The organism is Phycisphaerales bacterium, from assembly GCA_016716475.1.
In the GTDB taxonomy this organism is placed as follows: domain Bacteria; phylum Planctomycetota; class Phycisphaerae; order UBA1845; family Fen-1342; genus JADJWG01.
This window is the reverse complement of record JADJWG010000002.1, coordinates 453,446-479,615: the sequence shown is the minus strand read 5'-3', so window position 1 is coordinate 479,615 and position 26,170 is coordinate 453,446. Positions and strand designations below refer to the sequence as shown.

23 protein-coding genes are annotated in these 26,170 nt (G+C 64.3%); 14 read left to right on the top strand and 9 right to left on the bottom strand.

Annotated elements, in window-relative coordinates; genetic code table 11:
* Nucleotides 1-42: 42 nt before the first annotated feature.
* Nucleotides 43-1,083 (top strand): MoxR family ATPase, encoded by a 1,041-nt coding sequence (locus tag IPM18_09685; protein ID MBK9119854.1) that lies wholly within the window; start codon nucleotides 43-45, stop codon nucleotides 1,081-1,083.
* Nucleotides 1,084-1,104: 21 nt separating this feature from the next.
* Here IPM18_09685 and aspS read toward each other — a convergent pair whose 3' ends face one another.
* Nucleotides 1,105-2,904, bottom strand: coding sequence for an aspartate--tRNA ligase (gene aspS, locus IPM18_09680; GenBank protein MBK9119853.1), 1,800 nt, complete (start codon nucleotides 2,902-2,904; stop codon nucleotides 1,105-1,107).
* A gap of 292 nt (nucleotides 2,905-3,196) precedes the next feature.
* Here aspS and IPM18_09675 point away from each other — a divergent pair, with 292 nt between their 5' ends.
* The 6 genes from IPM18_09675 to IPM18_09650 all read left to right on the top strand — a co-directional run bounded on the left by IPM18_09675 (nucleotide 3,197) and on the right by IPM18_09650 (nucleotide 8,204).
* Nucleotides 3,197-4,321, top strand: coding sequence for a hypothetical protein (locus IPM18_09675; GenBank protein MBK9119852.1), 1,125 nt, complete (start codon nucleotides 3,197-3,199; stop codon nucleotides 4,319-4,321).
* A 63-nt stretch (nucleotides 4,322-4,384) separates the two neighbouring features.
* Nucleotides 4,385-4,588, top strand: a complete 204-nt coding sequence (locus tag IPM18_09670; GenBank protein ID MBK9119851.1) for a hypothetical protein — start codon at nucleotides 4,385-4,387, stop codon at nucleotides 4,586-4,588.
* Nucleotides 4,589-4,718: 130 nt separating this feature from the next.
* On the top strand, nucleotides 4,719-6,176 hold the full coding sequence (tig, locus tag IPM18_09665; protein MBK9119850.1) for a trigger factor: 1,458 nt from the start codon (nucleotides 4,719-4,721) through the stop codon (nucleotides 6,174-6,176).
* Between the two features lie 57 nt (nucleotides 6,177-6,233).
* Complete coding sequence (locus tag IPM18_09660) at nucleotides 6,234-6,872, top strand: ATP-dependent Clp protease proteolytic subunit (GenBank protein ID MBK9119849.1); 639 nt, start codon at nucleotides 6,234-6,236, stop codon at nucleotides 6,870-6,872.
* A 35-nt stretch (nucleotides 6,873-6,907) separates the two neighbouring features.
* On the top strand, nucleotides 6,908-7,531 hold the full coding sequence (locus IPM18_09655; protein ID MBK9119848.1) for an ATP-dependent Clp protease proteolytic subunit: 624 nt from the start codon (nucleotides 6,908-6,910) through the stop codon (nucleotides 7,529-7,531).
* 19 nt (nucleotides 7,532-7,550) lie between these two features.
* Nucleotides 7,551-8,204 carry a hypothetical protein gene (locus tag IPM18_09650; GenBank protein MBK9119847.1) on the top strand — a complete coding sequence of 218 codons (654 nt, stop codon included), beginning with the start codon at nucleotides 7,551-7,553 and terminating at the stop codon, nucleotides 8,202-8,204.
* 79 nt (nucleotides 8,205-8,283) lie between these two features.
* Here IPM18_09650 and IPM18_09645 read toward each other — a convergent pair whose 3' ends face one another.
* The gene (locus IPM18_09645; protein MBK9119846.1) at nucleotides 8,284-9,693 is read right to left on the bottom strand and encodes a hypothetical protein; all 1,410 of its coding nucleotides are present in this window, start codon (nucleotides 9,691-9,693) and stop codon (nucleotides 8,284-8,286) included.
* 348 nt (nucleotides 9,694-10,041) lie between these two features.
* On the opposite strand from IPM18_09645, the gene xseB reads away from it, so the two are divergent.
* Together xseB and IPM18_09635 are read left to right on the top strand one after the other, a co-directional pair.
* Nucleotides 10,042-10,335 carry an exodeoxyribonuclease VII small subunit gene (xseB, locus tag IPM18_09640; protein ID MBK9119845.1) on the top strand — a complete coding sequence of 98 codons (294 nt, stop codon included), beginning with the start codon at nucleotides 10,042-10,044 and terminating at the stop codon, nucleotides 10,333-10,335.
* A 46-nt stretch (nucleotides 10,336-10,381) separates the two neighbouring features.
* A complete protein-coding gene (locus tag IPM18_09635; GenBank protein MBK9119844.1) occupies nucleotides 10,382-11,209 on the top strand; it encodes a ComF family protein in 828 nt (275 codons plus the stop codon).
* Nucleotides 11,210-11,386: 177 nt separating this feature from the next.
* On the opposite strand, the gene IPM18_09630 is transcribed toward IPM18_09635, so the two are convergent.
* The 4 genes from IPM18_09630 to IPM18_09615 form a co-directional block, all read right to left on the bottom strand.
* The gene (locus IPM18_09630; protein MBK9119843.1) at nucleotides 11,387-12,070 is read right to left on the bottom strand and encodes a DUF1579 domain-containing protein; all 684 of its coding nucleotides are present in this window, start codon (nucleotides 12,068-12,070) and stop codon (nucleotides 11,387-11,389) included.
* A gap of 273 nt (nucleotides 12,071-12,343) precedes the next feature.
* Nucleotides 12,344-13,456 carry a response regulator gene (locus IPM18_09625; GenBank protein MBK9119842.1) on the bottom strand — a complete coding sequence of 371 codons (1,113 nt, stop codon included), beginning with the start codon at nucleotides 13,454-13,456 and terminating at the stop codon, nucleotides 12,344-12,346.
* 180 nt (nucleotides 13,457-13,636) lie between these two features.
* Nucleotides 13,637-14,773, bottom strand: coding sequence for a hypothetical protein (locus IPM18_09620; protein MBK9119841.1), 1,137 nt, complete (start codon nucleotides 14,771-14,773; stop codon nucleotides 13,637-13,639).
* 3 nt (nucleotides 14,774-14,776) lie between these two features.
* A complete protein-coding gene (locus IPM18_09615) occupies nucleotides 14,777-15,997 on the bottom strand; it encodes a matrixin family metalloprotease (protein ID MBK9119840.1) in 1,221 nt (406 codons plus the stop codon).
* A gap of 405 nt (nucleotides 15,998-16,402) precedes the next feature.
* Between IPM18_09615 and IPM18_09610 the strand changes: the two genes are divergently transcribed.
* Nucleotides 16,403-16,786 carry a PilZ domain-containing protein gene (locus IPM18_09610; protein ID MBK9119839.1) on the top strand — a complete coding sequence of 128 codons (384 nt, stop codon included), beginning with the start codon at nucleotides 16,403-16,405 and terminating at the stop codon, nucleotides 16,784-16,786.
* Nucleotides 16,787-16,924: 138 nt separating this feature from the next.
* Nucleotides 16,925-18,166, top strand: a complete 1,242-nt coding sequence (locus IPM18_09605; protein ID MBK9119838.1) for an insulinase family protein — start codon at nucleotides 16,925-16,927, stop codon at nucleotides 18,164-18,166.
* Nucleotides 18,167-18,282: 116 nt separating this feature from the next.
* Here IPM18_09605 and IPM18_09600 read toward each other — a convergent pair whose 3' ends face one another.
* The 3 genes from IPM18_09600 to IPM18_09590 form a co-directional block, all read right to left on the bottom strand.
* Complete coding sequence (locus IPM18_09600) at nucleotides 18,283-18,450, bottom strand: hypothetical protein (protein MBK9119837.1); 168 nt, start codon at nucleotides 18,448-18,450, stop codon at nucleotides 18,283-18,285.
* 254 nt (nucleotides 18,451-18,704) lie between these two features.
* Nucleotides 18,705-19,970 carry a serine hydrolase gene (locus IPM18_09595; protein ID MBK9119836.1) on the bottom strand — a complete coding sequence of 422 codons (1,266 nt, stop codon included), beginning with the start codon at nucleotides 19,968-19,970 and terminating at the stop codon, nucleotides 18,705-18,707.
* The gene (locus IPM18_09590; GenBank protein MBK9119835.1) at nucleotides 19,970-21,754 is read right to left on the bottom strand and encodes a proline--tRNA ligase; all 1,785 of its coding nucleotides are present in this window, start codon (nucleotides 21,752-21,754) and stop codon (nucleotides 19,970-19,972) included. The genes IPM18_09595 and IPM18_09590 overlap by 1 nt, the downstream gene beginning before the upstream one ends.
* Before the next feature lie 223 nt (nucleotides 21,755-21,977).
* On the opposite strand from IPM18_09590, the gene IPM18_09585 reads away from it, so the two are divergent.
* From IPM18_09585 to IPM18_09575, 3 genes are read left to right on the top strand one after another with little or no spacing between them, the layout of a single operon-like run.
* Nucleotides 21,978-23,033 (top strand): Gfo/Idh/MocA family oxidoreductase, encoded by a 1,056-nt coding sequence (locus tag IPM18_09585; protein MBK9119834.1) that lies wholly within the window; start codon nucleotides 21,978-21,980, stop codon nucleotides 23,031-23,033.
* Entirely contained in the window at nucleotides 23,034-25,220 is a 2,187-nt protein-coding gene (locus IPM18_09580; protein ID MBK9119833.1) for a YidC/Oxa1 family insertase periplasmic-domain containing protein, read from the top strand.
* Entirely contained in the window at nucleotides 25,220-26,068 is an 849-nt protein-coding gene (locus IPM18_09575; protein ID MBK9119832.1) for an inositol monophosphatase, read from the top strand. Before IPM18_09580 ends, IPM18_09575 begins: the two co-directional genes overlap by 1 nt.
* Nucleotides 26,069-26,170: the final 102 nt, after the last annotated feature.

Here is a 26,170-nt window from a genome sequence, read left to right as displayed (position 1 = left end):
CGCTGCTGCGAGGACCCCGGTCATCCGTTATGCTGAGGGGTGATGGCCAAGGAATCCTTCGCAACCCTGCTGGAGCAGTTCCACCGCTCCAAGGAACTGATCCTCACCGAACTGTCCCAGCACATCGTCGGACAGCGCGCCGTGATCGAGCAGATGCTCGCGGCCGTGCTGACACGCGGACACTGCCTGCTGGTGGGCGTCCCCGGCCTGGCAAAGACGCTGATGGTTTCCGCCTTGGCGCGCATCACCTCCCTGTCCTTCAAACGCGTGCAGTTTACCCCGGACCTGATGCCATCGGACATCACCGGTACGCAGGTGATCGACGAACTGCCCGACGGCACACGGCAGTTCCGCTTCGTCCGCGGCCCGCTTTTCGCAAACATCGTGCTCGCCGACGAGATCAACCGCACACCACCCAAGACCCAGGCCGCCCTGCTCCAGGCGATGCAGGAGCGCGAGGTCACCAGTGGCTCCGAAACCTACCCGCTGCCCAACCCCTTCTTCGTCATCGCCACGCAGAACCCCATCGAGCAGGAGGGCACCTACCCGCTGCCGGAGGCGCAGCTCGACCGCTTCATGTTCAACATCTTCGTGGATTATCCCACTCTGGAAGAGGAACAGAAGATCCTGGCCCGCACGACACAGAGCGAATTGCCGGAATTCCGCACCGTGCTGAGCGACCGGCAGATCCTCAATATGCAGAAACTCATCGCGGCCATCCCTGTCACAGAGTACGTCATTGACTATGCCGTGCGGCTCACGCGCGCGTCGCGGCCGGCGGACGCCGGCGCGCCGGACTTCGTAAAGAAGTACATCGACTGGGGAGCGGGTCCGCGCGCCGGGCAATGTCTCATCTGGGGTGGCAAGGCAGTGGCGGCCATGGCCGGACGCTACAGCGTGAGTCTCGACGATATTCGGGCCGTCGCGCTTCCCGTGCTACGGCATCGCCTCGCCTGCAATTTCGCGGCGCAGGCCCAGGGGCTCGACTCCGTTCGCATCGTGCAGAAGCTCGTGGAAACCGTGCCGGAGCCCACCGTGCCACGGTATGAGCCCAAGCCGCCGGCGGATGTCTCACAAGCGTAGTCTGCGCCGTGCCGGGGTTACTTACTTCTTCTCCGGCGGCGCCGTAATGCGTAGACCGAGTTCGTCGAGCTGCGTCTGAGCCACGGTGCTCGGAGCGTCCGTCAACAGGCAGGTCGCCCGCGCCGTCTTAGGGAACGCAATCACGTCGCGAATACTGCTCATGCCGGCCAAAAGCATCGCGATGCGATCGAGTCCCAGCGCGATCCCGCCATGCGGTGGCGGCCCGAACCGCAGCGCCCGGAGTAGAAAGCCAAACTTCGCCTCCTGCTCCTCCGGCGACATGTTCAAGATCTGGAAGACGCGCTGCTGCACATCCGCGCGGTGAATCCGCACGCTGCCACCACCGATTTCCAGCCCGTTGAGCACGACGTCGTAGGCCTTCGCACGACAGCCACCGAGGTCGCTCTCCAACCGGTCCACATCCTCGTCCCGCGGTGCCGTGAACGGATGGTGCACCGCGTACCAGCGCCCGTCCTCCTCGTGAAACTCAAACATTGGGAACTCATGCACCCACAGGAAATCCCAGCGTCCCGCCGGGATCAGTCCCTTACGCTTCGCCAGCGTCTCCCGTAGCCAGCCGAGGTACTTGCAGACGTTCGTTTCCCGGTCGGCTGCGAACAGCAGCGTGTCGCCCGGCTGCGCCCCGGTCATGGTCACGACCGCGGCTGTGACCTCCGGCGTAAAAAACTTGGCCACGCCCGTCTGGAAGACGACCGCGCCGCCCTCGGTGGCCACCTTCACCAGCGGTAAACCGCCGGCACCGATGCCCTTCAGGTCCTCCGTCAGCGTATCGGTGTCCTTCCGCGTCAGACCGGCGGTTTCCGGCACGCGGATACAGCGCACGACACCCCCGGCCGCAAGCACATCCTTGAAAACGCGGAATTCCAGCGGCTCTACGGCCGCGGTGACATCGAGGATCTTCAGGTCATAGCGCGTGTCCGGCCGATCCACGCCGTACTCGCGCAGGGCCTGGTCATAGCTCATGCGCGGAAACGGGCGCGTGATCTCCACGCCGAGCGCTGCCCGCATGACGGCCACGAGGCAGCCCTCAACGATGTTCATCACGTCCTCCGGCTGGACGAAGGACATCTCCATGTCGAGCTGGGTGAACTCCGGCTGGCGATCCGCCCGCAGGTCTTCATCGCGGAAGCAGCGGACGATCTGCATATAGCGGTCGAACCCGCTCATCATGAGGAGTTGCTTGAAGAGCTGGGGAGACTGCGGCAGTGCATAGAACGTGCCGCGCGCCACGCGAGAGGGCACGAGGAAGTCGCGGGCGCCTTCCGGCGTGCTCTTGGTGAGGAACGGAGTCTCGACCTCGATGAAGCCGTGGGCGTGGAAATAGTCGCGGATCGCTTTGGTGATGTTGTGCCGCAGGATCAGCGCGTGCTGCATCGGCTCGCGGCGCAGGTCCAGGAAGCGATACTGCAGGCGGGTTTCCTCGTTGGTGTCGATCTCGTCGTCAAGCTCGAACACGGGCGTTTCTGAGGTGCTGAGGATTTCGATCTCGCGCACGTAGACTTCGACGGCCCCGGTCTTGAGCTTCGGATTCGCGAGGCCCTCCGGGCGGCGGCCCACCTCACCGCGCGCGGCGATACAGAACTCGGTTCGCACGCGCTTGGCGACGGCGTGGGCGGACGGGTCGGTGGCAAGGTCGCTGCGCAACTGAACCACACCGGTGCGGTCGCGCAGATCGATAAAGATCAGATCGCCATGGTCGCGATAGACGTCCACCCAGCCCGTCAGGATGACGGGGTGGCCGACGCGATCAGTGCCGACCTCACCGCAGTAACAGGTTCGTTCGTTATAGGGCACGGGCACGCGAGGACCTCCGCTGCGCCGGGTTCACGGCGCAGAAGCAAGGGATCGTACAGAGCGCTGCGCGCCCGGGTCAAATCGGCCCGCCACCGGGCCACCGGGCCGCTCCCGCCCGGTTGCCGTCACCGTACCGTTCGAATCCGGCACATTGCGATCCGGCGCACGGCGATTGGTGGCTCCGCCGGCAGGCACCTTGACACCCCCGACGGAGCGTTTACCGTAACATCCCGGCCTAGTGGCAGGCATCCTAGCGCCCGGGCACAGCGGGCCGCCCCGCAGCTTTTCAGGAATCAGCATGGGTTACGCGTATACACCGGGTCTCTCCGTCGCCGAATGCACGGTCATCCGCAAGGTGCGCCGGCTACCGTTGAAGGGACAGGTGCTGGTCAAGGTCGGCCAGGAGGTCGCGGGCACCGATGTGGTTGCACAGACCGACCTTCCCGGCGAGGTGCGACCTATCAATGTCGTTGGCAAACTCGGTATTTCACCTGAGGAATTGCCTGAAATCATGCTCAAGCGCGAGGGCGAAGCACTCGGAGAAAATGAGCCGTTTGCGCGCACGAAGGGATTCTTCGGCTTATTCAAGAGCGAGATCCGCTCCCCCATCGAAGGCACGCTTGAATCCATCTCCAAGATCACCGGCCAAGTGATTATCCGCGGCAAGCCCACCGCCCTGCGGAAGACTGCCTTCGCGCGCGGCCGGGTGGTTGCGGTCCAGCCCGAGGAGTCGGCCACGGTGGAAATCACCGGGACCTTCATTCAGGGCATCTTCGGCATAGGGGGGGAGACCCACGGGGAACTGGTGCTCGTCACGGAGTCGCCGGACGACATCCTGGACGCAGACCGTATCCGGCCCCAGCACGCCGGCAAGATCATCGTCGGAGGCAGTCTGGTGACGGCTGAAGCCGTCCGAGCCGCAGCAGAGACGGGGGTTTGCGGAATTGTCTGCGGTGGTCTGAACGATGCGGATCTGCGTGACTTCCTCGGCTATGAGCTGGGTGTCGCCATTACTGGCGAGGAATCGCTGGGTGTGACGCTGGTCATCACCGAAGGTTTCGGTCGTATCGGGATGGCACACGGGACCTTCGAGCTGTTGAAGAAAAGGACCGGGCTGTCGGCCAGCATCAACGGGGCGACGCAGATCCGCGCGGGGGTGATCCGCCCCGAAGTCATCATCCCACTGGATGAAAAGGCGGCCGCAGCGGCCGTGGGTGGGGAAGAGGACAGCGTCCTGCAAGTAGGTACACCATTACGAGCGATCCGGGACCCCTACTTCGGACGGATCGGGCAGTGCGTGGATCTGCCGGTTGAACTGGTCCGACTGCCAAGCGAAACCAAGGTACGCGTACTGAAGGTCCGTTTCGAAGACGGCGCCGAGGCCATCCTGCCGCGGGCCAACGTCGAATTGATCAAGCGGTGAGTCCGGCGAACGGACTATGATTCGAACACGCTGCGGCAATGTCCGCGGCGAGGAGTGTGTGCAATGCTGGCACTCTGGCATCGGAAACAGCGCTGGCTGATCGCGGCCTGCTCGAGCGGAACTACGCTCGGCATCCTGCAGGGCTTCGAACTGGTGGACTTCGCGAGTCTGTTTACCAGCTTCCTCGCGTCTCTGCTGTCGCTGATCGTCAGTCTCCTGCTCGGCGGCGCGTTGCAACCTTTGCAGAGCAGCGGCGGTTTCTTCTGAGTTTCGCGCCAGCGTGACAATTTCGCGGGTGCCACCGGAAGTCCTCCGCGTCGCCCCTTCGGCCTCGGGGGTCGCCCGAGCCGCGACCTCATCGGCGGATGTAATCCGCAACAGTCAGACGGAGACAGGTATGGATTCAATCGGCCAGGTTCCGGGCGTGGACCCGGAAGCGCTGGAGAAATACGAGGCGCGCTCAGAGAAGCTGCTCGAGGAGCTGAAGAGCGCCGTGCAGGCGACTGCCCGGGACGTCGGTATGCTCCGTAAGGAGCTGACCGTCACGGTCCCTGCCGAAGTGATCACCGCGCACATGCAGCACAATTATGACGAACTGATGCACGACGCGTTCGTGCCCGGCTTCCGCAAGGGCCGCGCGCCGCGGCAACTCGTCGAGAAGCGTTTCGGGGCGGATGTGCGTGAATCCCTCAAGACCATGGTGGTCGGGCAGTCGTTCTACGCGGCGGTGGACAAAGAGAAGATTGAGCCGCTCGGTGATCCGCTGTTCCGGATTGCCGCCGAAGGTGGTGACAAGCTGGTCGACATCGGCCAGGCGCTCACGACGTTCAAGTTGCCGGAAGACGGCGACTTTACTTACGTGTGCGAGGTTGAGCTGCGCCCGCAATTCGAGTTGCCGGAATTGAAGGGCATCCCGGTCCGCAATCCCACCGTCACGATCACGGACGAAATGGCCGCCGAGGAACTGCTCAAGCGGCGGAAGATCCAGGGGCGCATGGAACCGGTGAGCGGCCCTGCCACCGAGTCGGACGACCAGGTCATCGCCGACGTGACGCTGACCGTGGACGGGCAGGAGGTGAAAACCGAGGATAACGTCGTCCTCGGCGTGCGGCCGTCCCGGCTGGACGGGGTCACGCTGATGAATCTCGGCGAAGCGCTGCGTGGTGCGGCCGCAGGCGAGGTGCGTGAAACCGAGTGCACGATTCCGGACGACTACGAACGCACCGACCTGCGCGGCAAGTCCGGCACCTTCACCTTCCGCATCCACGAGGTGAAGCGGCTGGTGCCGGTGGAACTCGACGCCTTTCTCAAGGACTGGGGCTTCGACAATGAAGCCGAAGCACTGAGCTACATGAAGGACCAGCTCGAGGCAGAGCGCGACCGGCTGGTGCAAAGCGCGCGGCGCGGGCAGGTGGAACAGTACCTGCTGGAGAAAACGCAGCTCGACCTGCCGGAGGGTTTCTCCGCCCGCCAGGTGGACCGGGCGGTCATGCGCAAGGTGATCGACCTGCACCAGCGCGGCATCCCGATGTCCGAGGTGGAAGCGCGGATCGACGCACTGCGGACGTCGGCCCAGGACGAGGTCCGAACCGAGTTGAAGCTGGCCTTCATCATGGCCAAGATTGCGGAAGACCGCGGCATCGAAGTGACCGATGAAGAGGTGAACGCGGAGATTGCCCGGATCGCCCGCAGCTACGGGCAGCGCTTCGACCGCATCCGCGATGATCTGCAGACCCGCGGTCTGCTCGACCAACTGGTTGAAGAGCTGCGGCATGGTAAGTGTGTGGCCGAGTTATTGGCCGAGGCCGATATTCAGGACGTGGCCGCAGCGGCGCCGGCGAGCGAGCCGGCTTAGGTCACGGGTCGGCTGCCGTGGGCGCCCACCGGGCCCGCGGCCGGACAAGGAGAACGCATGGCGTACTGGCCGGACCACGAGCGCTTCAAGGCCCAGGGAGGCGGGATGCAGGCCTGGCGGCAGATGGGGCTGAACGAGCTCCTGCTGGAGAACCGCATTATTTTTCTGGACCTGCCGCTGGACCCGCAGATTACGATCAATGGCAGCACGGTCTGCTCGCACGTGATCAAGAGCATGCTGTACTTGCAGTCGATCAAGCGCGACCAGGACATCCACCTGTACATCAACTGCCCGGGCGGCGACATCGACGACACGCTGGCGATTTACGACACCATGCGGTTCCTGAACTGCGAGATCGCAACGTATTGCGTCGGGGGCGCGTCGAGTGGCGCGGCTCTGATTCTCGCGGCCGGCACGAAGGGCAAGCGCTTCGCGCTGCCACACGCAAAGGTGATGATTCACCAGCCGTGGGGTTACATCGGCGGGCAGGCGGCCGACATGCGCATCCAGGCCGACGAGATCATGCGCGTGAAGCAGACCATGCTGGCGATCCTCTCGGAGCACACCGGGCAGCCGCAGGAGCGAGTCGCCCGGGATATCGAGCGCGATCGCTACATGAGCGCGGCCGAGGCCAAGGAGTACGGCTTGATCGACGAGATCCTCGAAGAAAGCCGGCTGGAAAAGAAAAAGAAATGACCCGCCCGGGGCAGGCAGTGAAAGGCGGCCAAAGCATGACGAGAGCGCAAACGTTAATCCCGATCGTGGTGGAGCGCGAGGGTCGGGCGGAGCGAGCTTACGACATCTATTCGCGGCTCCTCAAGGACCGCATCATCTTCCTGGGCGACGAGGTGTCGGACCACCTCTCGAACGTGGTCATTGCCCAGATGCTGTTCCTCGCCAACGAGGATCGCAAAGCGGATATCCACCTGTACATCAACTCGCCCGGCGGCGCGGTGTACAGCGGGATGGGCATCTACGATACCATGCAGTTCCTCCCCTGCCCCGTGGCAACCTACGTCATTGGCATGGCAGCCAGTATGGCGGCCGTGCTCGCTGCGGCCGGGACGCCCGGCAAACGCTTCGTGTTGCCGCACGGCCGGGTGATGATCCACCAGCCGTTGGGCGGCTCGCGGGGCACGGCGACCGACATTAAGATCGAGATTGACGAGATGGTCCGGACGCAGAAGCAGCTCTACGAGGTTCTGGCGCGGCACACGGGCAAGACCCTGGAACAAATCACCGACGATTGCGACCGCAACAATTGGATGGACGCGGAGCAGGCGGTGTCGTACGGTCTGGCCGACAAGATTCTCAAGGCCATGCCCGAAACGACTTCGGCCCCCCCGGTCGAGTAGCGCAGCAAGGAGGTTCGGCGTGGACACGGCGGCAACCAGCCCAGGGGCGCGCTCCCGCTGGTCCGGTCTGGCTTGGGGGGTCATGTTCGCCAGCGGCACCGCCTGGCTGGTCACGGGCTGTGTCGCCACGGGCGAAGATCCCGTCCAGCGCGAACTCGCTGACCTGCGAACCCGCAACCAGCAGCAATCGCAACAGCTTGTCGCTCAGCAGGCGACCATCGCCGAACTGCACAGCCAGCTCCGGGTAGCCCGCTCCATAACCGAAGACGACCTGCGGCGTGTGTTCTACCCCGAGGAAATCGTCATTGATCGCCTGACGGGCGGCGCCAATTACGACGGCCAGCCGGGCGACGACGGTGTGACGGTCTATCTCCGCCCGATCGACCGCGATGGCGACGTCGTGAAAGTCGCGGGCGACATCCGCATCCAGCTTTATGACCTCGCGGCTCCAGGCGGCCAACTGCTGGGTGAGTACTTCATCCCGGTCGACGAATGCGGGAAGTACTGGCACGGTAAATTACTGACGGGGCATTACACCATCCGTTGCCCCTGGCCCGCCGCCCCACCGGCGAACCCCGAAGTGACCGTTCGTGTGACTTTCGTCGACTACCTCACGAAACGGGTGGTGTCGGCGCAAAGCGTGTGCCGGGTCCAATTGCCCCCATCGCCGTAGGGGAATCGGTTAGGTCCGCACCCCCCTTCCAGACTCTCTCCTGTCGGTTCAGGGCTTTGCCCGTCGACTCAGCGCTGCTTTACGGCGTGACCGACCCGGGACCGCTATACCCCATCAGGTACAGGAACTGGTTCTGTGTGATCACGGGGATGCCGGTTTTCTGTGCCCGCTCGATTAACCCGCGATATCGAGAGCGGGCCAACTCCGCCTGGATCGCCTGTTCTCGCACGGCTGCGCTCGCACCAACCGTCGCGGCCACGTCTGGCCCACCCGGCGCCACGCCAACAATCACGTAATCGACCGACTCGTCGATCTCTTCGACGACCTGACCGCCCCACTCACGGATGATCGCGATCACCTGGTCCACACCATTGATGTCCACGTTGCCGTCAAAATCGAGGTCGAAATCACCCCGCACTACGAATTTCGGCTTGCGGTTACGCTCGTACGCGATGTTGACAACCGTGTCGCCTTCGAGAATCGGCTGAATCGGATCACGCCGCGTGACCCGGCACTCGGCGCTCATCTCCATGACCGTCACCACTTCGAGCGAGGCATGCCCCCGCAGCGAGTCCGAAACCCCGCGCGTCGGCGAGTAGACCTCGAAGCCCATGCCCGCCTTCACCCGGTCACGCGATCCGAGGTTGATGTATACGATGTCGCTGCCGGGTATCGCCCGCTCGATGCGGCCGTCCGCCTTCGTCAGCACCGAGCGCGGATCGAGCGCGCCGGGGCCTTTGAGTTGCCGGATCTGGTCGAGCAAAGCGGCGATCTGCGTGTCGCGCTGGCCCACCAGAATCTCGAAATCACGCACGCGCGTGTTGCCCTCGCGGATCAGTGTCTGGAGCTGGGCGTTGCTGGCGTCAACCTCGCGTTGGAGGGCGGCGAGCTGCTGATCCTTCTGGCCGAGCGCGGTGGTCTTTTCCTGCTGGGCCTGCTGCAACTGGGCGCCCAACGTGCTGACCGCGGTGCCGAACTCCATATCGCGCGTGCGCATTTGCTGCGTCAAACTCTCCTTGTCCGCTTCTAAATCGCGCATGACGATCTGGAAGCTCTCCGCCTGGTCACGGGCCTGACGAAGCGACGTCGCAAGGTTGCCCACCACGGTCAGCAGCGTATCGCCCGGGTTGATCTGCCCCGGGTGTGCGGCCGCAACTCCCACGAGCGTCTGCTGAACCTGGTCCGCCAACCGCGGCCGCAGGTCTTCGGGATTACCGCTGATCAACGTCGCGAGGGCCCGCAGGTCGTCGCCCATGACCTGGACAGCACCCACACCGCGGGCCTGCGCCTCGTTGAGGTAGTACGAGGGCGCCTGGCCGGCCGCCGCCAACTGCCGGCGCAGCCCCTCGGCTTCGCTCCGCAGCTTCTGGTTGCCGGTGAATTGCAGGATGAAAAGAGCCAGGGCGATCACGGTCAGGATCGCGAACGTGATCAGACCGTACAGCAGGCCACTCGATGAGCCCTGCACCGACACGGGACGACCGGCCATTCATCAACTCCTTCACATGCCCGCTGTGAAACGCGCCAGAGAAACCACCCGGCGCGGCCGTTAACCCGGCAGGGACGCACAGCCGCACTGGCCGTGAAGCCCGCGCAAGTCGCGGCGAGCGAGTATGAAAGAAGCCCGGGCGGTTGTCAAAACCGAATCTCGCCCCGGCGGGTCCGGACGCGTACCCTAGGCTTATCCCCCATGCCGCAGGGTCATCCTGGCCCCAACGCACCACGATCCCGTCAACTTACCTCTTGACCCCAACCGGTGCCGCACGATCATGGTGGCTTGCGGGCTGAGGTCGCGAACGCGTCTGCCCGTTTCCGGCCGGCTCGGCACGAGGCACGCATGAACAAATCCATCCGCAAGCTCAAGTTCGAAGAGGCCCTGACCCGGCTCGATGCCATCGTCGAAGCGATGGAGGCCGGTGAAATCGGTGTCGAAGAATCCATCGCACGCTATGAAGAGGCGATGCAGCTCGCGGCCCACTGTCGACAAATCCTCGAGACCGCCGAGCTACGAATTCAGAAAATCCAGCTCGACGCCACCGGGCGGGCGGAACTCAGCGATTTCGTGGCCCCGCCGGATGCGGGGGGAACAGAGGGCGAGTCCGGTGATTCGGACTCGCCGGACGACGTTTGAGCGGCGCGGCCGCAAGCGCACAACCATTGCGACGGGGATTGGGCACATGGCTACGCGGTTTGACTGGGCAATGCGTGTGCCATGGCTGCGGTCGTTCCCCAGCGCTGTACTCGATGCGGTCCTCCCACAGACCTGTGCCGCGTGTGCCGCCTGGATCCCGTGCGAGCAAGGGGTGGTCTGCCCAACCTGCCGTGTGGCGGCGACGGCTTATCTCGCAGCGCCGGCCTGCGCGCACTGCGGCCGCACCGTGCCCCCCGCGGCGATCCATTCCGACGGCTGCGCGCGCTGCCGCACGGAGTACTTCTGGAATCTCGCCGGGGTCGTGCGCGTCGGGCCTTATACGCCTGTGTTGCGCAGCATGCTCACCGGCCTGAAGTACCGCGGGGATGAGCGGCCAGTGTCATTCCTGGTGGATCTGCTGGCGACCGCCCTGAAAAATGCGCCCTGGGGTACGGAGATCGACACACTTGTGCCGGTGCCGATGCACTGGCTGCGCCGCTCGCAGCGGCCTTGTGATCATGCCGCCGTCCTCACGGTAGAACTCGGCCGGCGAATCGGGGTCCGGGTCGTCCGGTTGGTGCGCCGCGCGAAGCATGGGCCCAGCCAGACCGCGCAGCCGACGAAGAGCGCACGCTTTGAGAATGTGCGGGGCTGCTTCGGACCGGCGCCGTGGTACCTGCCGCCCTGGCCGAAGCCCGATGTGTCCGGTCGTGTGGTGTGTATCATCGACAATCTGCTCGTCACGGGGGCGACGGTTGTGGAAGTGTCCAAGGTACTGCGGCGCGCGGGAGCGCGGCGGATCTATGCCGCCGTAGTCGCCCGCCCGGCTGCCCCCGGCGACCCGCGCAGCAGCACCGCCCCCAGCACCGCGTAGCGACACACGCATGCCGAGACCCTGTGGGTTGCAGCTGCGCGCGAGCACGCGTGTACTCATTCTCAGAGCGCCCCCACTCCTCCGACCGTGGCATTACGTCCGTAAGCACAAATGGACAGTGGGCACCGGTTACGTCGGTGCCCACCAGAGTCCGCCTGGGAAGCTCGGTTGAGGGTATCAGCGTCCTGCGCTGGCCGTCGGTGCACCGGCCTTACGAGTGTATGAAATCTCCATCATCTTGTGCTCTTTACCGGTCTTCATATCCGGGCCGTAGAATTCCAGCGTCATGCTGTCCTTGCCGGTGTAACGCTCGACCTGGCGCATCGAGACCTCCTTCTTCTGCACCGGGCAGTGGTACGAGATCGCCCAGGTCAGCATTTTGCCATCCTCAGACAACTCACCCGTGCCATAAGCCATGCCGGTGCCCATGCTGTCGAGCCAGACGCTCTGGAACTTCTTGGCCGCGTTGTCATAGCCGTACAGTCCGATGCCTTTGAAAGGACCCATGCCACCCATGTCGCCCGCGACCTCGCACATGACGAAGCGACCGTCCAACAGCGCGGTCAACGTGCTCGTACACTCGGTGATCGTGGGGTCCGCACCCGGCTCCATCCAGCATTGCAACCGGCCCTCCCACACCCCCAGCGACTTAGCCAGATGGGCGTGCATGGGTCCGGGGGTCGCGGCTTCCATCATCGCCTTCATGTCGGCCTCGGTCATGCCCGGCGGAAGTGGCATGTTTTCCTGGCCGCTGCCGGACCGTGGCTTGTCATCACCGTATGACTGGGCGACGGTCACGGCCGCCGCTGTCAGCACGAGCACGCCAAGACTCGCAAGCACAATACGAACGTTGCGTACCATGAGATTCATCCTCCACAAGAGAATTCGGAACCCGAAACGCCGCAATCGTACCTGCTCAGAGAATCACAAGCAAAGAAATACTTCTGGGGGCCTGACAGATGCCGTTCTCACGCGCGGAGATCTCCGCGGTGTCGGGTTGGCGAGTACCGCCCTTCCAAAGAAATGTGAGCGATGAATCAGGACGCCAAGACGAGCGGGTCCACGAGTGGCGGCAATACCGTGCCCGGTCACGGCGTGCTCAGAACCGCGGCTTGGGTCCTCAAGTTCCACGCATCAGGCCGTGGCCCCAGCATCCACGACCTCCGATGCTCCTTCGCGGCGGGCGACACCCCCGAGCGTAGCCGGCCGCGCCGCCAGGCACACACGTACGAGCTGGCTCAGCAACCGTCGCACCTCTTCCGGGGCGGCTCCCGCCCGCAGGCCGCGCTCGAGGGCGGTCGCACACACCGTGATGGGCTCAAATCCATACCCGCCGGCTTCGCCTTTCAGCAGGCGGGTTTCCACCGCCAGGTCGTGCATGTTCGCGGTCGCCAGGGCCGACTCAAGGCGCGCCACGTGCTCGGGCAGATCGTGTACGAAGGCGTCGATCAGTGGGGCCATTTCGGCTTCGTGCAACAGCGTGCTCACCAGTGGCTCGGGGCGCGCGTGCTGCACGACCCGTGCGAGTTCCTCACGACTGGGAGGTTTCGCCAGAAAATCGTCGAACCCGGCCTGGAAACAGCGCTCGCGGTCCGCCGGGTCACTCAGCGCGGTGACGGCCACAACCGGCCGCACATAGCCCTTGCTTCGCAGCATCGACACGGCGTGCAGGCCACCGACGCCCGGCATCTCCACATCCATGAGGATGACGTCGAACGGCTCACCCAGGGCAGCATGCACGGCCGCGGCCCCATCATCGACCTCCACCACTTCCACGTTGAGGGGTTTCAGCCACTGTGCCAGCAGCCGGCGCGCCGTGGGGCTGTCGTCGGCCAGCAGGACACGGGTACGGACGGCATTCCGTGAAAACGAGGCGGGATCCAAGAGGTGGTCGAATCGAACGGCGATCTCGTGGATACCCTGCGCGCCCTGGATGTAGCGACAATCTTCGACGACCCCGGTTACCGTCTGCCAACTATTGTGCACCGTGATCAGATCGATACGGCAGCGGGTCGCCTGGTTCACCACCGTACCCACCAGCAGCCGTAGCTCGGACTGGCTGATGCTGCGGCACGGCACTGTCCAAGTAATATGCGTGTCGCGCCCGGTCTCGATCTCGATTCGCACGCGATTGCGATAACTGAAGCGCTCATGATCGGCAGCTCGCGCAGACGTGTTGCGTTCATGTGCATCGAGGATGTCGAGGAGTCGGTCGAGCACCTCGTCTTCGAGCTTCAGCTTGGCCATGAGCGAGCCCCCATCAGAGTGACACCTTGGGGCGGAATCAGATCATCTGCACCAAGCATGCGAATCACCGAGTACCGGCGACAACCTGGATCCAGAGAAACCCATGCTGATTGTGCGGTTTCCCCTGACTTGTGTGAATCTGGGCAAGATCTGGTCCCTTTATCGCGCACGCTGCGTGCGCTACAATCCGATCCACCCCAGCAACCACCCGAGGATCTCCTCGGCCGGCTGAAACCCGAACGGCCAGACCGAGGTGTCGAGACGGGCCGTCGTGAACTCCTGTGGTGTCAACAATCGCTCGTTGAAACAGGTCGTGTCCATCAGGTCGTTGCAGTCGGCCGTGTGGACCAGTCCGAGTAGATGCCCGATCTCATGGGCCGTCGTGTTGCCGATGGCCTGGCACATCTCTTCGAAGGTGGGATTGATCCGAAAAGCCGAGGCGAAACCCTGCGTGAAGATGATCGCCCGGTCTGCCGGGTCCGTATTAAATGTGTCGACTTTCTCCGCAATCGCAAAGGCGCGCGAGTTGAGTCCGCCGAAGAAAATCGTCGAGTGCGGCCCGTCCGGCACGGCGTGCTCATCCGAGTTGCGCAGGACCAGGTTGTAGCCGGCGTAACGGTTGGCGACGATTTCCTGCACACGCGTCTTCATGCGGGTGGTCAATGCCGCCGCAAAGCCGACGTCAGCGGCATTGAAGGGTCCCAGGTTGAAAGTCCCGACGTTGGGGACGAAGACATCGCTGCCACCCGCCCAGTTGAGGTAGACGACTTGACCCGCCGTGGACGGCAGTCCGGCGCTGCGTTCAAGCTGCACCAGCACTTCATAGTCGCCCGAGGTGTCGGTGTTGGGATAACCGATGACACCGAGAAAATACGTCCCTTCGTCGCCACGCAGTGTGATGTCGAGATAGGGATTTGTGTTGCTTCCGTCGGGGTTGCGGTCATCGTTGTAGGCCACGAGGAATTCGCGGCTGTCAAAAATCGCTGCCACCGCGTCAAGATTGCCGCTGACCGCGCGAACATCAATGACGATGCGGTCCCCCGGTGCCAGCGTTCCGAGTGCATATACGTCCGCATCGCTGCGTCCCGAGATGTTCCCGCGAAACCGGAAGGAGTCGCGATCGCTGAGAGGCAGAGGGACCGCGCTGCGGATCGTACTGTTGTTGGCCGTGTCGAGCACCGGCGGCGTACCGCCGACGCTGTCATTAGGGTCAACGGGTTGCGGGCAACCACCCACCAGCCCGCCAAGCACGAGGAACAAAGCCGCCAGTAAAACAGATGCGCGGCGACTCCTGGTCGCCTCCCATGCGGTGTTCATACATTACTCATCCAGGTCGAGGCAGGTCCCGCAACGACACCGCAGTTCCTCCGCGACCAGCTTCCGCAATTCCTTGAAACGCTGCGCCTTCGCAATGACTTTCGCCTTAGCCGCCGGATCCACCGGTTGACGACCGACAGTCTCCTCGAGCCGCCGCGGGTTGTTCGCGAAACCTACCGGAAAGACAGAAGCTTCGAGCGCCGCCTGCGAGAACTCCTGTGTGCCGGCGAGGTCCCAGGCCGAACCCGTCGTATCCATCAAGTCTGCCGGCACCTGAGTGTGAAACAAGCCCAGCAGGTGGCCGATTTCGTGGCTCGCGACGTTCGCCACCATGCGGGCCATCTCAATTTCGGTGAGCCGCATGACGGAGAAGTCCTCAAAGCTTTTCACGTAAATGATAGCATTCTGTTGCAGCTCTGCGTTGTACTGGTCCACATTGTCCGCAAGACCGAGTAACCGCGGGTCCGAACCGCCAAAGTGCAGTGTCGAATGCGGTCCAGCCGGTGGCGGCCCATCGTCGGAGGTCACGAAGATCACATGATAGCCGGTGTAGTCCTCCTGCATGGCCGTGTAGATCTCGGACTTGATGAGGTCGGTTGCACCGGCATAGGCACTGCCGAGCATCGCCCCATCGAAAGGCGTAAAGGACGTGGCATCCTTGCGGTGCACCTTCACATTGGAGCCGCCGGCAAAATTGAGGTACACGATTTGCGGCCGCGGCGCTGGGATATCCACGCCAGGTTGCCGGAGGATATCGAGAGCGAACTCACCACCCCGGCTCGTGTAGGGCGAAGCGACGCCGAGGTACAGTGTCCCGGTATCAAAGCGCGCGACGTGCTCCAGCGGCGTACCGGGCGAGACGATTTCGCGATACAGTAGCTCGAAATTCTCATCCAGCAGCACGACCAGGAACGCGAGAGACGCACTTCCCGACTGTGGCCGCACAAGCCAGCGCTCGCCACCGCGGGCCGTACCGAGGTCATAAAGCAGGTAGTCACCCAGGGGACCGACGGAACCGGTGACGCGGCGCGGTGCGGCCGACGTTCCCACAGGAATGGGGGCGGTGGCGACATCACCCACGGGGATCGGATTGGTCGCGGTTGTACCGGCCACGACCGGCGGAAGCGCGGGCTCCGTGCCCAGGTCGCTACCAGGGCAGCCGCCCAGCAGGACACCGGGAGTGACCAGCAGGATGCTCCATTTCACCAAGCGGGGTAACTGCATGTCCATCTCCAACGGGTGGGTGCAGACATGCAGCGGCTGGGGGTCGAATCTCCTTCGGGCTAGGACCGGCCGTACAGTTGCGGACACCGGAGCCCGTCATACGGGGCCGACAAATGGCTGATGTTGGTATCGCTCACTCACGTCGGGTTTATGAGCAGTCCGTCGCTGACCTGGCTCCCGACCACAACAGGGTGATAAAGCACTTGGAGAGGATGCCACACGGCGCGCCCGCCGATTGCGTCCGAGTTTGCGCCCCCGCCACCCCGCCCCATAAGCAACCGCAACCGCTCCCGGACCCGTCCTGAATCCACTACCGGTCGGCACTGATGAGCGCCCGGTTACGACCCGATAGAACCAACAGTGTCGCCAGTACGGGACCCGCCCCAGGGCTGCCGAGGATACACGATGGACGCTGAGAAGATTCTGAAGATCTCCCCGCAGGTCATTGAAGACTTGATCGAGACGAATCGCGTCAAGGCGATCCCGAAGTGTGCGCCCGGTAGCCGACGGGAAGAACGCTGGCCATTCCCCGGAACCGTGGAAGTCTGGTTACCCGAGCAGTGCTATGGCGAACGCCATGTCCTCGCGACCCTGCATAACCTCAGCCCCCATGGACTCGCCATGCGCGCCCGCCGACCGGTTGACCGCGACACGAAGATCTCACTCGCAATCCACCAGCCGGAAATGAGTTGCTACGGCCACGCCATCGTTCGTCACTGTACCCAGGCCCATGTTGGGTACCTGATTGGCGTCGAGTTCCTTTTCCCGCCGGAAAGCAACGCTGACTAGCTGAGCGGCTGTGAAGCGGCTGCGCTCGCGGCCACACCGCACGCGCTGGACAACCGCGGCACGCCGTCACGGGGTATGACGCAGCGGGCGGTGGAGTCCCCTCCCGGGCCGGAGCATCCCCGGCTACAATCCGCGGCCATGTCATCCTGCTTTACCGAACACGAATTGCCGAACGGACTCCGCGTATTGTGCGAAACCATGCCCCGGGTGCGGTCGGTGGCAGCGGCATTCGTCGCCACGACCGGGTCGCGTGACGAGGAACCACACGAGCACGGTGTCAGCCACTTTCTTGAACACATGTGTTTCAAAGGCACCGCGCGGCGCGACTGCCGCGCGATCAACGTGCGCTTCGACGAACTCGGGGCAATCTACAACGCGTACACGAGCAAGGAACACACCGTCTACTACGGCTGGGTGCCTCGGCCCCGCCTCGCGGATCAGATCGAACTGCTCGCGGACATGATGCGACCCAGTCTGCCAGCGCCCGACTTCGAGACCGAGCGTCATGTAATCCTCGAAGAAATTGCGATGAGCGATGACAACTTCGATCGACTTGTCTGGAACTTCGTCCACGAAGTCGTCTTTGGCTCCCACGCGCTCGGCCACGAGATCCTCGGTGAAAAAGCCACCATCACCGGTCTACCGCGAGACACGCTCGTGTCCTATCACCGGCGCCGTTACGCGTCCAACCACTTGCGACTGGTCGTGGCCGGAGCCGCACAGGCCGAGGAGGTGTTCGCTGCTGCCGGGCGACACTGTGCCGATTGGCAGCGCTCCCCGGTGGGGAACGGGAGTGGCCCTGCGCCACCTGCGCTTGCGACGGGCGTGCGCAAGCTCAAGCTCGATCGCTTCAAGCAGCAGTCGCTGATCCTGCTGTACCCAGCCGTACCGCGGGGCCACGTCTCCGAGGAAACCATCGAGGCCTTCTGTGGACTCTTCGGCGGCCATAACTCGCGGTGCTACTGGAATATTGTGCAAAAGGGGCTGTGTACGAATGCCGGCGCCGCCTGGATTGCCTACCGCGATTACGGCGTCCTCGCCCTCTACGCGGACGGGGAACCCGAACGCTGCGCCGAAATGCTCGCCGCCCTGCGGGCGCAGGCGTCGGATGTTGCCGAACATGGTTTCACGACCGATGAGGTGCAGCGTGTGAAGAACCAGCGGCGTACACAACTCGCACTGGAAGCGGAGAATCCACGTACGCGCATCATGCAACTCATCGACGATGTCGAAACTTACCAGCGCCCCCTGACGCCGGACGCGCGGCTGGCGGCAGTCGCAGAGGTCACACCGGATTCATTGAAACGCTACCTCGCGTCCTACCCTATTACCGGCGACGGACTGCTGCTGAGTTGTGGTCCCCGCGACTGGCCGGCGTAACGGCCTGCCCCACCTTGTGATCCGTTCACGACAGCGGCCGGAGCCCCGGGCCCCGGCCGCTATTCGTCACTAGCGCTGGAGAGCGGTTTCGCCCTCCACTGGCTTTGAACCGGCGTTCAGGTCAGGGCGACGATCGCATCCGAGATGCTGTCGCCAAGTCCCCACCAAAACCCACGCTGAAAATTCAGCGCTGCACGGTCGCAGCGCAGCAGCCATGCGCCTAAGACTCCGCCGGCACTGACGAGGGTCATCAGCTTCACCAGTTGCATTTGCGTGCGATACATGTCATTACCTCCAGTCAAAGAACACGTGCTAGCAGCCCGACCGCAACTTCTACGCTTGCGTGTTCGACGGTCCTCGGTGCTGCCGGAATACGGCGTCCATTTCAGGGCGCTGATACGGACAGTGACCGCCAGTTCGGGAGTATAGACCGCGCGCATCTGTCTGAGCAAGAAAAACCGCCCGATTCGCCGACGATTTCCGCATGCCGCGCACAATCGTGCGCGATTTCGTCATGAGTGTTTTCGCAGGTGCAACATTACGGCTGGCCTGGTGGCCCGTGCCAGCTTCCACGCGCGGCAAGCAGTTCCACGCTCCATAACCGGAGTAGAGCCGCAGCCGCATCGTCGCAGGCGCGTGGCGCCTCATCACCACCGAGATTCGTCGCGACGAGTACGGCGATATCGCGTTGCGGGGCAAGCCATACCACCGCGAACCACAGCGTATTCGTGCCAGCATGGGTAAGAACAGTGCCGCCGCCCCACGGACGCGTGGTGACGGCCCAACCCGCGGCAAAACTGCCATCCGCGGAGTCAAAGGGCTCGTGCAGACTACGCACGGCCCCAGGCGATAGCAGTGTTTCCCGGGAGTCTGCACGGTACGCAGCCAAATGCAGCGCAACGAAGCGGGCCCAGTCAGGCAGCGAAAGATGCATGGTGCCGGCAGGCGCCAGTGCCGGTGGGTTGTCAGCCAGTGGCGACGGCGGCATGGGCATCAGGTTGCTCGACAGGCGCCGATGCCCCCACGGCGCGTTCACGCCGTCGAGGGTGCCCGGCGCACCGAAACCCGCCGTCGTGATGCCGAGCGGCTCGCACAGGAGCCGTTGCACGAGTTCCTCCCAAGGCACACCGGTGCGCGCTTCGGCCACGGCCCCCACGAGTGTGTAACCCGCATTCGCATACAGCGGTTGTGTGCCCGGGGTGACGGCCGGCGGGTTGGACAGCACCGTGCGAACGAGGTCCAGCCGCTGGTCGGTCGGCGACCCCGCCCGGCCGAGCAGCCGCGCCCAGAGTCCATCGAGCGTGAGCTCCTGCGGCGCACCACCATGATGACGAACCAGTTGCCAGAGCGTCACCGGGCGGTAGTCGGCGTGCAGATCGGGGACCTGCTCGCCGAACACCTCACCGAGTGTCGTGTCCCACGATAGCACACCCTGTTCCACCAGGCGCGCCACGACCGTGGCCGTCATGGACTTGCAGCAGGAACCGATGTGGAACGGGTCATCCGGTGCAACCGGGGTCGGGTCACCGTTCCGGCGAACGCCGGTCACACCGAATGCAATCAGCCCATCAGAACGCACCAGGGCCGCACCGAGTGCCGGCAGCTCGTAGCGCATGCGGATTTCTTCGAGCAGCGCACTGACATCGCGCCAGCCCGAATCCGCGGGCACCGTCGCAGCCCGTTCGTCGGTGTGCACCGGGGGCCTCGCCCCCGGCTCCGTTCGCGGTGCCGGCGCGGCACAACTGATCAACAGCAGGAAAATGAGGCCCGACAGACCCAGGCCGGCCCGGGGTGGCATCTTCATCACGCTGACTCCTGCAAACGGGCATGTTCTGCGGCGATTTGCGCGCGCACCTGCGAGAGCGCATCCGCCACGGGGACGATCGTGCGTTCACCGGGGAGGCGCCGCCTGCTGAGTTCTACCCCACCCGCATCAAGACTCTTACGACCCACCACCACACGATACGGCACACCGATCAGATCCGCATCCTTGAACTTGAACCCCGCGCGTTCGTCCCGGTCGTCGAAGAGCACGTCTACACCCGCGGCCTCTAGACCGGCATGTAACTCGCTTGCGATCCGCATCACTTCCTCGTCACGTGGATCGAGCGCGATCACCAGCGCCTCAAACGGCGCGATGGACACCGGCCAGATTATGCCATGTTCGTCGTGGTGGGCTTCCACCGCAGCCGCCATGATGCGGTTCAACCCGATCCCATAGCAGCCCATGATGAGCGGGTGCGCCTTGCCGTGCGGGTCGAGGTAGGTCGCTTCGAGCGCAGCGCTGTACTTCGTGCCGAGCTTGAAGACGTGGCCGATCTCAATCGCCTTGCGCAGGTGCAGGACACTGCCATGCGGTGCAAAGTCGCCATCGACCACGCAACGCACATCCGCGACCGTCACCTTCTCACCCGTCAGCGGGAAGTCGCGCCCCGGATTCAGCCCGGTGACATGGTAATCAGTCCTGTTGGCGCCCGTGATCGCGTTCCGCAGCACGGTCACCTCGCGGTCGATGATCAGGCCATCGATCCGTTCGAGCAGACCCTGTGGGCCCGCGAAGCCCACGGCGGCTCCGGTGAGCGCGCTGATAACCGCCGGCGTCGCCAGCTCGAGCGCTATGCCGGCCACCTTGTGAAGCTTCACCTCGTTGACCTCGTGATCGCCGCGCACCAGAACCACGAGGCACTGCTGCCGAGCGGTCTGCTCGTGCCCCGCCGGAACCAGCGCGGTGTAGATCAGAGTCTTGACCATCTGCTCCGGCTGCGTGCCGAGCAGCTTGCAGACCGCCTCGATCGACCCCACCCCCGGTGTATGAATCTCCCTGAGCGGCGCGAGCGGCACGTCGTCCGCCGGGGCCGGCGGCGCGGCCGCGGCCCGTTCGAGGTTGGCGGCGTACTTGCCGTCAGCACTCAGCGCGACCTGGTCCTCGCCCGCCTCGGTCAGCACCATGAACTCGTGCGAGGTATCGCCCCCCATGGCCCCGGTGTCCGCCTCGACCGCAAGGTAAGGTAGACCGGCGCGACCGAAGATCCGGCAGTAGGTGCGATACATGTTGTCGTACTCGGTGTCGAGCGACTCCTTCGTGTCGTGAAACGAATACGCGTCCTTCATCAGAAATTCACGCGTCCGCAGCACGCCACTCTTCGGCCGGGCCTCGCCGCGAAACTTGAGCTGAATCTGGTACAAATTGCACGGCATCTGCTTGTAGCTCTTCAGATAGGCCCGCGCAATCTCCGTGATGACCTCCTCGTGCGTCGGCCCAAGCACCAGTCCGCTTCGCCAGTCACCTTCCGGTCCGGCGATCCGCAGCAGCACGTCCCCCATGCCCACGCTGCGCCCGGTCTCGTTCCACAGCGACAGGGGTGTGAGGCATGGCATGCGCAGCTCGATGGCACCGGCCCGGTCCATCTCCGCACGTACGATCTTCTCGACCTTGTGGAGTGCGCGCAGACCAAGCGGCAGGTACGAGTAGACCCCGGCGGCCAGTTGCCGGATGAGCCCGGCACGCAGCATCAGGATGTGCGACGCGGCCGTCGCATCCTTGGGGGTTTCCTTGGTCGTCGGAATCAGGAAGTTCCGCCAGCGCATGGGCATTCTCCAGGGGAAGCGGCCGAAAGCGGCCATTGTGCCGTCTGGTCCGGAGGGTTGCAAAGGTGTCGCACGGCTCGGGTGAAACTGGTCGAACGGCCGCTACCCCCCGGAACTGCCCAATTGCAGTGGGCGGCCGTTGGCCTACAATGACCCGTTCCTGGCCGGAAGTCGAGGGGACCTTCGGCACGAGTTACCCCCCAGGGTAGAGACAAGGCGCACTATGCCAATCAAGGTGGGAATCGTCGGTCTCGGTGCCATGGGCGTCTGGCACGCCGCCACCCTGCGCGAATTGCGTGGCTTCGTGCTGCGTAGTGTCTGCGACATCACCCCGGCCCAACGGGCGGTCGCAGAGCAGGACTACGGCTGTCGCGCCTTTGGCGAATTGAAACCGTTCCTCGCGGATCCCGAGTTGGATCTCGTCGTTGTCGCCACCCCGTCGCATGCGCATGTTGAGCCGACGCTCGCGGCCCTCCGAGCCGGCAAGCACGTGGTGTGCGAGAAACCGCTCGCCCAGACCGAGTCCGATGCCCGCCGGATGTTCGCCGCGGCCGAAGGGGCCGAGAAACAGCTCCTGACTTTTCAGAACCGTCGCTGGGACAGCGACTTTCTCACCGTCGCCCGCATGGTGCGTTCGGGACGCCTCGGCGAGCTACAGAACATCCGGCTGTTGCGGTGGTTCTGGTCCGACCTGATGCAGACCTTCGGGGTGAAGAGCTACCGGCCGGGGTGGCGCAGTGAGGCGGCGTATGGTGGTGGTGCGCTGCTCGATTTCGGCGCTCACTATTTCGACCAGTTGCTGCAGCTGTTGCCCGCTCCCGTGGTGGATGTGTACGGCGACCTGCGGGCACGGCGCTGGACGCGCGATGCGGATGACCAGTTTCTCGCCATCCTCCGGACCGCGAATGGTGTCGTCGCGCAGGTGGAGTTCTCCCAGAACGCGCACCCGCCACTCCAGGTGGAATGGCTGCTCAGTGGGTCCCAGGGCGGCTTCCGCTACGACCCCGATGGTAGCCAGTATTACACCCACAATGCCCGCGGGAAGGCCCGCTCGACCCCCGTGAAAAACTTGCCGAGTGACTGGCGGGCGTTTTACCAGAACGTCGCGGCGGTACTCGCGGGTCGAAACCCACCGGCCGTCCAGCCGCGGGAAACGCTGCGCTTGATGCGCCTGCTCGATGCGATTCGGCGCTCCGCGGCCACCGGCAAGGTTGTGGCTTTCGATGATGTCTACGCCCCGTCAACTTCGACCTCCCCCGCCCCAAGCAGGCAGGCCTAAATGTCCGACGAGTCGCGCCGTATCGTGGTTGCCATGTTGGCGGCGATGATGGTCTTCATCGCCTACCAGTGGGTCATCAACTACCTCTACCCCCTTGATCCGCCGTCGCAACAGCAGACGACCACGGCCCCCAGCACACAACCTGGGGGGGAAGTGGACACCGGCATCGCCGCCACCGCCCCCGCGCCCGGTCTCGCGACGTTGCCCGGGCGGCCGGAGAGCGCCCCCGGCTACGCCCTTGAACCAGGTCAGGAGAGCCCCACCGTTGTCCTGGGCGGACAGCCGGGTAACGCGCTGCGCTTGGAACTGACACCGTTCGGCGCCGGCATCACCACGCTGGAAATCACCCAGCGCGCCCCGGACGGGCGCTTCCTTTTCCGCAACGCCCCGCAAGAAGATGCCCCCTACCAGTTGTTGCAACCCGCCAGTGACGGCAGCCGGATCCGGGCCTCGTTCGCGACGAATCGTCTACTGGTGGGTACGCGTGAAGAAGTCGAGCTACGCCTGTTCGACGTGCCCTGGGCGCTGCAGGAGCACGACAGCACTTTCGCCCGCTACAGTCTGACATTGCGCGCCGCGGACGGCGGTGGCCTGTTGCTGAACAAGCTCTATCGCCTGCGGCCGGACAAGCCGGTGTTCGACGTCGAACTCACGATCACGAACGAAGGCACACAGACACAGTCTTTCCGGATCGAACAGGATGCCGCCGTCGGCATCCGCCGGGAAGACCCGATCTGGGACATGCGGCGGCTGATGGCCGCGTTCCGCAGCGGGCCGGGTGTCGAACTGGGCCGGCCGCGCACGTGGGGCGATCTCAAAACCGCGACCCTGGACCGCGAGCGCGGTTCGCTGCGCCTGCTCGAGGCGGACAAGGGGCCACTGCTGTGGACCGCCGTCGCGAACAAGTATTTTGCCGTGTTCACCCGACCGGTGAACACGACGCCGAATGGCGATCCGACGTTTGTCATCGGGGCGCTCGGGTTGGTGCTCGACCCGCACCAGGCGAAGGAGAGCGGGGACCTGCTCGCGCGCCTGGTCTTGCGGCCGATGGAAATCGCCCCCGGGCAGACCTTGCATTTCCCGTTTGAAGTCTACGCCGGACCGAAGGACGCGAAGAACGCCGGCGCCGCCAACCCCGTCTACGCCGACAAGCTCGGGCTGCATTACCACCTGGCCATGTCGGCTGACATGCGCTGCGCCTGCACATTCCTGTGGCTCGAAGAGTTGATGATCTGGTTGATGGCCGCGATTCATGGCATTGTGCACAACTACGGGGTGGCAATCCTGTTCGTCGTCATCATCGTCCGCGGCATCCTGCATCCGTTAACCGTCTTCCAGCAGAAATCGATGTTCCGGATGCAGGAGTCGATGGCCCGTATTCAGCCGAAAATGGAGGCGCTGAAGGAGAAGTACAAGAGCGATCCACAGTCGCTCAACCGCGAGATGATGAAGATGTGGGGTGAAGAGGGCGTGAACCCCTTCGGCAGCATCCTCGCTTTCATCCCGCTCTTCCTGCAGATGCCGATCCTGATCGCGCTCTACACCGCCCTCAACACGAACGTCAACCTGCGGCATGCGCCGTTCACGCTCTGGATCACGGACCTTTCCGCCCCCGATGCCCTGATCGACTTCGGCAGCCCCGTCGCGCTGCCGATCCTGGGCTGGCTGCCACTCATCGGCACCGCCTTCACGTTCAACTCCCTCAACCTGTTGCCGATCCTGATGGGTTTCAGCATGTGGCTGCAGCAGAAGTACATGCCCAAGCCCCATCTCAAGGCCCGCATGGAAGCCGCCAAGGCGAATCCGCAACCCAAGCGCGCGGGCGGCATGACGCCGGAGGAGCAGATTCGCCAGCAGCAGATGATCGCGTACCTGATGGCGATCCTGTTCCCGATCATGTTTTACCGCATGCCCTCGGGGCTGGTGCTCTACTGGATGTTCACAAACATCTTCGGCATCGGCGAATCGCTGCTGATCCGCCGCCAGATCGACCGGGAGAAGCAGGCCCGGGCGGAGCGCGCCACCGCGGGGGCGCCCACCGACCAGGCGCCCCGTAAGGCCGGACCGCTTTCGCGCTTCTTCCGCCATATCGCGGAACAGGCCGAAGAGCTTCAGCGCAAGGCCGACGAGGTCTCCAAGACGCAACTCGAAACACAAAACCCCAAGAAGAACAAGAAGAAGCCCTGATGCCCGGTGTCGACCTGGAACAGAACGAAGCGGCCCAGCCCGCTCTGCTGCGGGCTCTGGCCGAAGAGGCCGCCCGTACCGGCGGCGCGGTGGCGCGCGACTACTTTCGCCGCCCGCTCGCCGTGCACCTCAAGAACGATCGTAGCGAGGTAAGCGAAGCGGACGAAGCGGCACAGGCCGCGATCGTCGCGCTGCTGCGGCGCGCTCGCCCGGCGGACGCGTTCGTGACCGAGGAAATCCTCCGGTGGGAGGACGACGCCCCGCCGGCACCCACCCACGACCGCTTCTGCTGGGTCATCGACCCGATCGATGGAACGCGAAACTTCGTACGCGGCTTGCCGCACTACGCGTGCTCGGTGGGCGTCCTGTCGCAGGGCCTGCCAGTGGCCGGCGCCGTGTATGACCCGCAGCGCGACGTCTGCTACTCCGCGACTGCCACCGGTCCGTTGTGCATCAACGGCACACCCCAGCCCCCAGCCGCTCCGCGCCCCACAAGCTACAACCCGCGGCCGGTAGTCGGCATCCCTTCGACTGCTTCCGGACCGCACGCGGACACGGCCCAGCACTGGCATCGCACGTATGTCTGCCGCAATTTCGGCTCCGTCGCCCTGCACCTCGCCTACGTCGCCGCGGGTGAACTCGATGGCATGTTCGCCGACAATCCGCGCCTCTGGGATCTCGCCGCCGGGTGGGTACTGGTCCACGCGGGTGGTGGACTGCTAGTCGCACCGGATGGTCTGCCAATCTTCCCGCGCGATGTCGCGACCTACCGCAGCGAAGAGCTTCCCGCCTTGGCGACCACCGCTGCCGCCGCCACTACCCTGCTCCCCAACGTATCCGTCACCTAGCGCCCCGGGTCCACGCGGCGCAACCGTTGCGCCCCCGCCCGGCTCTCGCGCGCTACGGGCAGTCACCCGGAATCGGGTCGCATCCCCCTGCCGATAGGACAC

What these genes read in the sequence shown, in the direction of transcription:
- IPM18_09585 (MBK9119834.1), top strand. Translation starts at nt 21,978, where the DNA reads ATGCCAATCAAGGTGGGAATCGTCGGTCTCGGTGCCATGGGCGTCTGG.
- IPM18_09635 (MBK9119844.1), top strand. Translation starts at nt 10,382, where the DNA reads ATGGCTACGCGGTTTGACTGGGCAATGCGTGTGCCATGGCTGCGGTCG.
- IPM18_09655 (MBK9119848.1), top strand. Translation starts at nt 6,908, where the DNA reads ATGACGAGAGCGCAAACGTTAATCCCGATCGTGGTGGAGCGCGAGGGT.
- IPM18_09610 (MBK9119839.1), top strand. Translation starts at nt 16,403, where the DNA reads ATGGACGCTGAGAAGATTCTGAAGATCTCCCCGCAGGTCATTGAAGAC.
- IPM18_09580 (MBK9119833.1), top strand. Translation starts at nt 23,034, where the DNA reads ATGTCCGACGAGTCGCGCCGTATCGTGGTTGCCATGTTGGCGGCGATG.
- IPM18_09630 (MBK9119843.1), bottom strand. Translation starts at nt 12,070, where the DNA reads ATGGTACGCAACGTTCGTATTGTGCTTGCGAGTCTTGGCGTGCTCGTG.
- IPM18_09620 (MBK9119841.1), bottom strand. Translation starts at nt 14,773, where the DNA reads ATGAACACCGCATGGGAGGCGACCAGGAGTCGCCGCGCATCTGTTTTA.
- IPM18_09605 (MBK9119838.1), top strand. Translation starts at nt 16,925, where the DNA reads ATGTCATCCTGCTTTACCGAACACGAATTGCCGAACGGACTCCGCGTA.
- IPM18_09675 (MBK9119852.1), top strand. Translation starts at nt 3,197, where the DNA reads ATGGGTTACGCGTATACACCGGGTCTCTCCGTCGCCGAATGCACGGTC.
- IPM18_09575 (MBK9119832.1), top strand. Translation starts at nt 25,220, where the DNA reads ATGCCCGGTGTCGACCTGGAACAGAACGAAGCGGCCCAGCCCGCTCTG.
- xseB (MBK9119845.1), top strand. Translation starts at nt 10,042, where the DNA reads ATGAACAAATCCATCCGCAAGCTCAAGTTCGAAGAGGCCCTGACCCGG.
- IPM18_09595 (MBK9119836.1), bottom strand. Translation starts at nt 19,970, where the DNA reads ATGAAGATGCCACCCCGGGCCGGCCTGGGTCTGTCGGGCCTCATTTTC.
- IPM18_09625 (MBK9119842.1), bottom strand. Translation starts at nt 13,456, where the DNA reads ATGGCCAAGCTGAAGCTCGAAGACGAGGTGCTCGACCGACTCCTCGAC.
- IPM18_09685 (MBK9119854.1), top strand. Translation starts at nt 43, where the DNA reads ATGGCCAAGGAATCCTTCGCAACCCTGCTGGAGCAGTTCCACCGCTCC.
- IPM18_09660 (MBK9119849.1), top strand. Translation starts at nt 6,234, where the DNA reads ATGGCGTACTGGCCGGACCACGAGCGCTTCAAGGCCCAGGGAGGCGGG.
- IPM18_09600 (MBK9119837.1), bottom strand. Translation starts at nt 18,450, where the DNA reads ATGTATCGCACGCAAATGCAACTGGTGAAGCTGATGACCCTCGTCAGT.
- IPM18_09645 (MBK9119846.1), bottom strand. Translation starts at nt 9,693, where the DNA reads ATGGCCGGTCGTCCCGTGTCGGTGCAGGGCTCATCGAGTGGCCTGCTG.
- IPM18_09590 (MBK9119835.1), bottom strand. Translation starts at nt 21,754, where the DNA reads ATGCGCTGGCGGAACTTCCTGATTCCGACGACCAAGGAAACCCCCAAG.
- IPM18_09615 (MBK9119840.1), bottom strand. Translation starts at nt 15,997, where the DNA reads ATGCAGTTACCCCGCTTGGTGAAATGGAGCATCCTGCTGGTCACTCCC.
- IPM18_09670 (MBK9119851.1), top strand. Translation starts at nt 4,385, where the DNA reads ATGCTGGCACTCTGGCATCGGAAACAGCGCTGGCTGATCGCGGCCTGC.
- tig (MBK9119850.1), top strand. Translation starts at nt 4,719, where the DNA reads ATGGATTCAATCGGCCAGGTTCCGGGCGTGGACCCGGAAGCGCTGGAG.